The sequence below is a fragment of the Nitrosomonas sp. Is37 genome, from assembly GCF_033063275.1.
GTDB lineage: Bacteria > Pseudomonadota > Gammaproteobacteria > Burkholderiales > Nitrosomonadaceae > Nitrosomonas.
This window is the reverse complement of record NZ_JAWJYP010000058.1, coordinates 1-5190: the sequence shown is the minus strand read 5'-3', so window position 1 is coordinate 5190 and position 5190 is coordinate 1. Positions and strand designations below refer to the sequence as shown.

Genomic DNA, 5190 nt, shown 5'->3' with positions numbered 1-5190 from the left:
TTGGATTTACATCGCTATGACCCGTATTATGTTGAGGCGATTAACCTAGAGCAGGAGTTTCCAAACAGCTTCTTAGACCTCGAAAAGCAGCAGTCATATAATTTGGTCGCCACATTATTGATTCGGCAAGATAAGGATTTAGCTAGTCGTCCCAGAAAAACAGTTTTCCAGGGACAGCGGATATAAAGAAAAGAAGAACCGATTAATACATGAACCATTATCCCTTGGCTCATGCATTAATCAATGATCTTTGGTATTACTTAAAAAGACTAGATGTAATGATTTAGAATTCTTCTGTTAATCAGCATCGACCCTTTTTTGCCTGGCCGGGAGGGCAGTGATAACCACGATCATCATCATCGTAATAATGATTATGTTGATGGCGAACACCTCTAGGTGGTGCACCATAATACTGACCTCCCGGTGGAGCGGCATAATATTGATTTCTACGTGGTGCACGGCGATGGTCATCATCTGTGCTAATCGCAGATCCTACCCCTGCACCCAGTGCGCCACCAATAATCGCACCGTTACGACCCCCAACCTCATTACCAAGTGCTGCTCCAGCAGCCCCGCCCAGTGCCCCACCAATTGCTGCATCAAGTGTGGAGTTGTCTGCGCTAACTTCCACCGTTGCCAATGCAAGCGCCAAGAGAAAGTATTTCAATTTCATAGAGTAAACGTCCTATTTAAAGTAGGTTAATTAATATATTAAATAGCAATACTTATCATCAGAACTTTGGAGAATATAATTACATGTTTCATCATAACAAGCTTGAATGCATACCATCACTACTAATGTTTGCAAATTTTTAATTAATGAGTAACCGTCAGTTCTGATCTGACATCCATTTTACTGGTGTTTGAATTCCAAAGATACCTTCCCTTTGCTGAACTGATAATGAATGACCTGTATTAGTGCAGCAGGGTGGATAAGGGGTGATTCGGATTAGCCGCATAGAGCTTGCCCTGATAGCCGCTTTCCAGCATGTTCTTAAACACGACCCATCCAACAGAATCTACACGGCTACTCGTACCAATCACAGCTACAGATCGAGGAGAAAAAAGCGGATTGAGATAATGTCTGTTCATTGAATGATCTCCTACAAACGTTAACTTTCCTGGTGGCAGCATGAAAGATTCTTTCAGAATAATCGTTCATACCTGCTTGATCTCATTTTTCAGTAGCTATTTCATGGCTTTTTCATCTTTATAGTAACGCCATTTCTTGTACACTATCCTGCACAGAATTTAGGATTATTAGAAAATATTCGTTTAAATTGAAAGGGGAAATCTATGATCTTCTGGCGCGTAAAATCGCTAGATGCCATTCTGGCTACAGCCGAGAAAAAAAGCCTTCACCGCTCGCTGGGGGTATGGCAACTGACACTTTTGGGGGTGGGTGCTATTATCGGGACTGGTATTTTCGTATTGACTGCTGAAGCTGCCCAGAAAGCAGGCCCTGGCATGATGATTGCCTTCGTTATCGCTGGTTTTGTATGTGCGGTGGCAGCACTTTGCTATTCCGAGCTTTCTTCGATGGTGCCTGTCTCTGGTTCTGCTTATACTTACTCCTATGCGGTACTGGGTGAATTCGTGGCATGGATAGTAGGCTGGGCATTAATACTTGAGTATTCCGTGGCTGCCAGCGCAGTTGCGGTAGGCTGGTCAGGCTATTTCGTAGGGCTCCTGAATAATTCTCTCGGGATCGAAATTCCCTTTGCTTTGGCGAACGGTCCCTTTGCCGGTGGCATAATCAATCTGCCCGCGGCGATCATCTGTTTGCTGGTCATAGGCCTACTCGTCATCGGCACGCGCGAAAGTGCTGCATTTAATGCCGCGCTGGTGGCGGTCAAAATCACTGCCCTGACAGCTTTCATTGCCCTGGCTCTGCCTGTCGCTGATTTGGAAAATTTCCAGCCATTTTTGCCGTTAGGTAGCTCTGGGGTGGTCACGGCAGCTGCTTCCATTTTTTTCGCCTATGTTGGTTTTGATGCGGTATCAACCGCTGCGGAGGAAACTAAAAATCCTCAGCGAAACATTCCCCTTGCCCTCATCAGCTCACTGGCAATCTGCACCTTATTCTATCTTTTGGTATCAGCCGGCGTGATTGGCGCGGTTGGCGCGCAACCAGTGATGGATGCAGCTGGCAATGGTTTATTGTCCGGCTCGATGGTACTGACTGAACAGTGCCAATCCCTTGCTGCTCTCGGGCAGCAACCGATTGTGTGCTCACGAGAAGCGCTGGCGCATGTGCTGCGTGAAATAGGCTGGGAAAAGGTTGGCAATCTGCTCGGCCTGGCCGCTTTCCTGGCTTTGCCGTCGGTTATCCTCATGATGCTGTTTGGTCAGACGCGCATCTTTTTCGTTATGTCCCGTGATGGCCTGCTGCCGGAAGCGCTGAGTCGCATCCATGCACGATTCAAAACACCACACATCGTTACCATGGTAACCGGTATCGGAGTGACATTTGCTGCTGCCTTCTTGCCGGTTGGCAAGCTCGCGGATATCTCCAATTCCGGCACGTTATTCGCCTTTATGGTGGTAGCATTCACCGTAATGATTTTGCGCATCAAGAATAAAGATCGCAACAGACCTTTCAGAACACCGGCTATCTGGCTGGTAGGGCCTCTCGCCATAGTCGGCTGTATAACGCTCTTTTTCTTCCTACCAACAGATGCCAAATTGGTATTTCCGATTTGGACAGGAATTGGTTTAATTGTTTATTTCCTGTACGGCTACCGTAAAAGTCACGTTGCGCTGAGCATCAAAACACCCACTGGTGGTGAAAACATCATTGAACCGATTCGCTCTCTTGCGGATTACCGAGATGGTTATGAGCCGCTAAAGCAAAAGAACTAAGAACTTGCAAACATAGGAAGAAATTGTTGCAGACAGCCTATATTACCCATCCCGCCTGCCTTGAGCATAACATGGGGTATGATCACCCAGAATCACCAGAGCGACTGCGAGCGATTGAAAATGAATTGATTGCATCCGGTATCTTTCCGCTGCTGCAGCAGCACCAGGCTCCACGCGTGACGCATGAACAGCTCGCGCGTGTGCATTCGGGAAGCTATCTCAAATCCATTGAAACGGTTGCACCGCAGCATGGATTAATCAGTCTCGATGCCGATACCTTCATGAATCCTTTTACACTGGAGGCGGCATATCGTGCAGCCGGAGCCGTGGTACTGGCCACTGACCTCGTTATGACCAGTGAGGTAGAAAATGCATTTTGTAATGTCCGCCCGCCTGGTCATCATGCCACCCATGACCAGGCAATGGGTTTCTGCTTTTTTAATAATATCGCTGTCGGCGTTGCGCACGCCATGGCGCAGTATGATCTAAAGCGGGTCGCGATTGCAGATTTCGATGTCCATCACGGCAATGGTACCGAAGATATTTTCAAACATGACCCTCGCGTCATGCTCTGCTCTACTTTTGAGCATCCCTTTTATCCATTTTGTGGCGCGGATAGCAGCAGCGATCACATCATCAACGTGCCGCTTGCTGCAGGCACAGATAGTCTGGCTTTTCGTTCTGCTGTCACCCAGCACTGGTTACCAGCACTCGAAAGCTTCCAACCAGAAATGATCTTCATTTCCGCTGGGTTTGATGCGCATCGGGAAGATGACATGGCCCATCTGAATCTGATCGAATTGGATTACATCTGGGTAACCGAGCAGATTAAAGCGATCGCCGACAAATACGCCCAGAAGCACATTGTCTCTGCCCTGGAAGGCGGTTATGCACTCCATGCGCTCGGTAGAAGTGCCACTGCCCATATCAAGGTATTGTGTGGATTGTAGTTTGGTGAGCATCCGCATTCGACACTTTCGCACCTTCAAAATACTGAGCAGTCTCGCTCACAGCTTTACTCGTCGTTTTTGTTAGCCTCTTAGCACATCATACAAGAATTACAATACTCAAGTAGGTATAGGGAAAAGCTGTTTTGGCACCCACCAAAGATAAAACGCCATCCCAAGCAGTTCGACCAGCGATTGAAAAACAATAACCACGACAGCTAATTCGAATGAGGACGGCAGCGCAAGCGCAAGTGGCAACATAACAAATGAGTTGCGTGTGCCGAAACTGAATGCCAAAACCCTACCCTGCTCAGGCGAAAGTGCAAATTGACGTGCAAGTAGATAGGCAATCAATCCTGCCATAATGAGAAAAACAATGAACACCAACAGCAACTGGCCCAGAAAATAGGTTGAGCCTATGATGAGACCAACCTGCGTTGCCGCGATGAAAAAAACGACCAGCGCAAGCAGTGGCACTGGCAACCAGGCTAACTGATCCAATAGATAACGTCGGCCCTTATTTCTTTCTGCCCATTTTTCTGTCAGATAAGCCCCAAATAAAGGTAACAGAATCAAGCCAGCAAATGCGGTGAGCATTTGATTTTGCGCCAAGGTAATGACAAAATTTTCACCCAGAAATACCCACAGATAAACCGGCAGCAGAATAATCTGCAGCAGCAGACTAATTGGCGAAAAAGCAATGGCCAGCTTAGTGTCACCCCCACCGAGATGGGTAAAGGTGATAAACCAATCGGTGCATGGCATCAGCAATACCAACAACACACCCAGACGGATTGCCGGTTCCTCGGTTACCAGCATCAACAAACCCGATACGACCACAGGTAGCAGTATGAAATTGCCTATCACTGCGACCGCAACAAAGCGTGAATCGATAAATGCTTCGCGCAAATGTACCAGCGGCACCTGAATGAAGGTGGTGTATAGCAGCACACCCAGAAGCGGCCAGAGTAGCACTTCCAGAAATGAGATATTATCCGGAGACAATCTGCCCACGACTAGGCCACAGCCAATGGCTGCCAGGTAAATAATAACCTGGTATTTTTCAAGTGACTGGCGCGTCAGCATAAGAATCCTCTCTCAGATTGTGCGAGCTAACTCTGCAGTCGAATCGCAAGCACAATAGCAATATCGGCTTTTAACCTACTGTCTGGTGAAAATAAGCCCGATGAATGGCTTGAACTGTGCGATCTCATCCCTGCTTAGCCAATGTTGCATATTTGGAAATGTCATTTTGGCTCCAATAAAAAATCATCCCTGAAAAAAATTTTTTCAGGGATGATTAACTAGGGTCTGTTGACATTTCACATAGGTAGCCACAGATATCCACATGCCATGGCAATCATACTTTCGTAATTTCTTT

The 5190-nt window shown here is 47.1% G+C and carries 6 protein-coding genes; 3 read left to right on the top strand and 3 right to left on the bottom strand.

Annotation, left to right across the window (positions count from 1 at the left end):
* Positions 1-186: hypothetical protein (locus tag R2Q26_RS15095; RefSeq protein WP_317537044.1), on the top strand; the 186-nt coding region annotated here is incomplete at its 5' end.
* Positions 187-301: 115 nt separating this feature from the next.
* On the opposite strand, the gene R2Q26_RS15090 is transcribed toward R2Q26_RS15095, so the two are convergent.
* Entirely contained in the window at positions 302-673 is a 372-nt protein-coding gene (locus R2Q26_RS15090; RefSeq protein WP_317537043.1) for a glycine zipper domain-containing protein, read from the bottom strand.
* Between the two features lie 242 nt (positions 674-915).
* Positions 916-1092: a hypothetical protein gene (locus tag R2Q26_RS15085; protein WP_317537042.1), complete on the bottom strand. Its 177-nt coding sequence runs from the start codon at positions 1090-1092 to the stop codon at positions 916-918.
* Positions 1093-1296: 204 nt separating this feature from the next.
* Between R2Q26_RS15085 and R2Q26_RS15080 the strand changes: the two genes are divergently transcribed.
* Both R2Q26_RS15080 and R2Q26_RS15075 read left to right on the top strand, forming a co-directional pair.
* The gene (locus R2Q26_RS15080) at positions 1297-2862 is read left to right on the top strand and encodes an amino acid permease (protein WP_317537041.1); all 1566 of its coding nucleotides are present in this window, start codon (positions 1297-1299) and stop codon (positions 2860-2862) included.
* A 26-nt stretch (positions 2863-2888) separates the two neighbouring features.
* Entirely contained in the window at positions 2889-3812 is a 924-nt protein-coding gene (locus tag R2Q26_RS15075) for a histone deacetylase family protein (protein WP_317537040.1), read from the top strand.
* 117 nt (positions 3813-3929) lie between these two features.
* On the opposite strand, the gene R2Q26_RS15070 is transcribed toward R2Q26_RS15075, so the two are convergent.
* Positions 3930-4895 (bottom strand): arsenic resistance protein, encoded by a 966-nt coding sequence (locus tag R2Q26_RS15070; protein ID WP_317537039.1) that lies wholly within the window; start codon positions 4893-4895, stop codon positions 3930-3932.
* Between the last annotated feature and the right edge of the window lie 295 nt (positions 4896-5190).

Excerpts from the sequence above, each read along its gene's own strand:
- R2Q26_RS15090 (WP_317537043.1), bottom strand. The coding sequence starts at position 673 with ATGAAATTGAAATACTTTCTCTTGGCGCTTGCATTGGCAACGGTGGAA.
- R2Q26_RS15085 (WP_317537042.1), bottom strand. The coding sequence starts at position 1,092 with ATGAACAGACATTATCTCAATCCGCTTTTTTCTCCTCGATCTGTAGCT.
- R2Q26_RS15080 (WP_317537041.1), top strand. The coding sequence starts at position 1,297 with ATGATCTTCTGGCGCGTAAAATCGCTAGATGCCATTCTGGCTACAGCC.
- R2Q26_RS15070 (WP_317537039.1), bottom strand. The coding sequence starts at position 4,895 with ATGCTGACGCGCCAGTCACTTGAAAAATACCAGGTTATTATTTACCTG.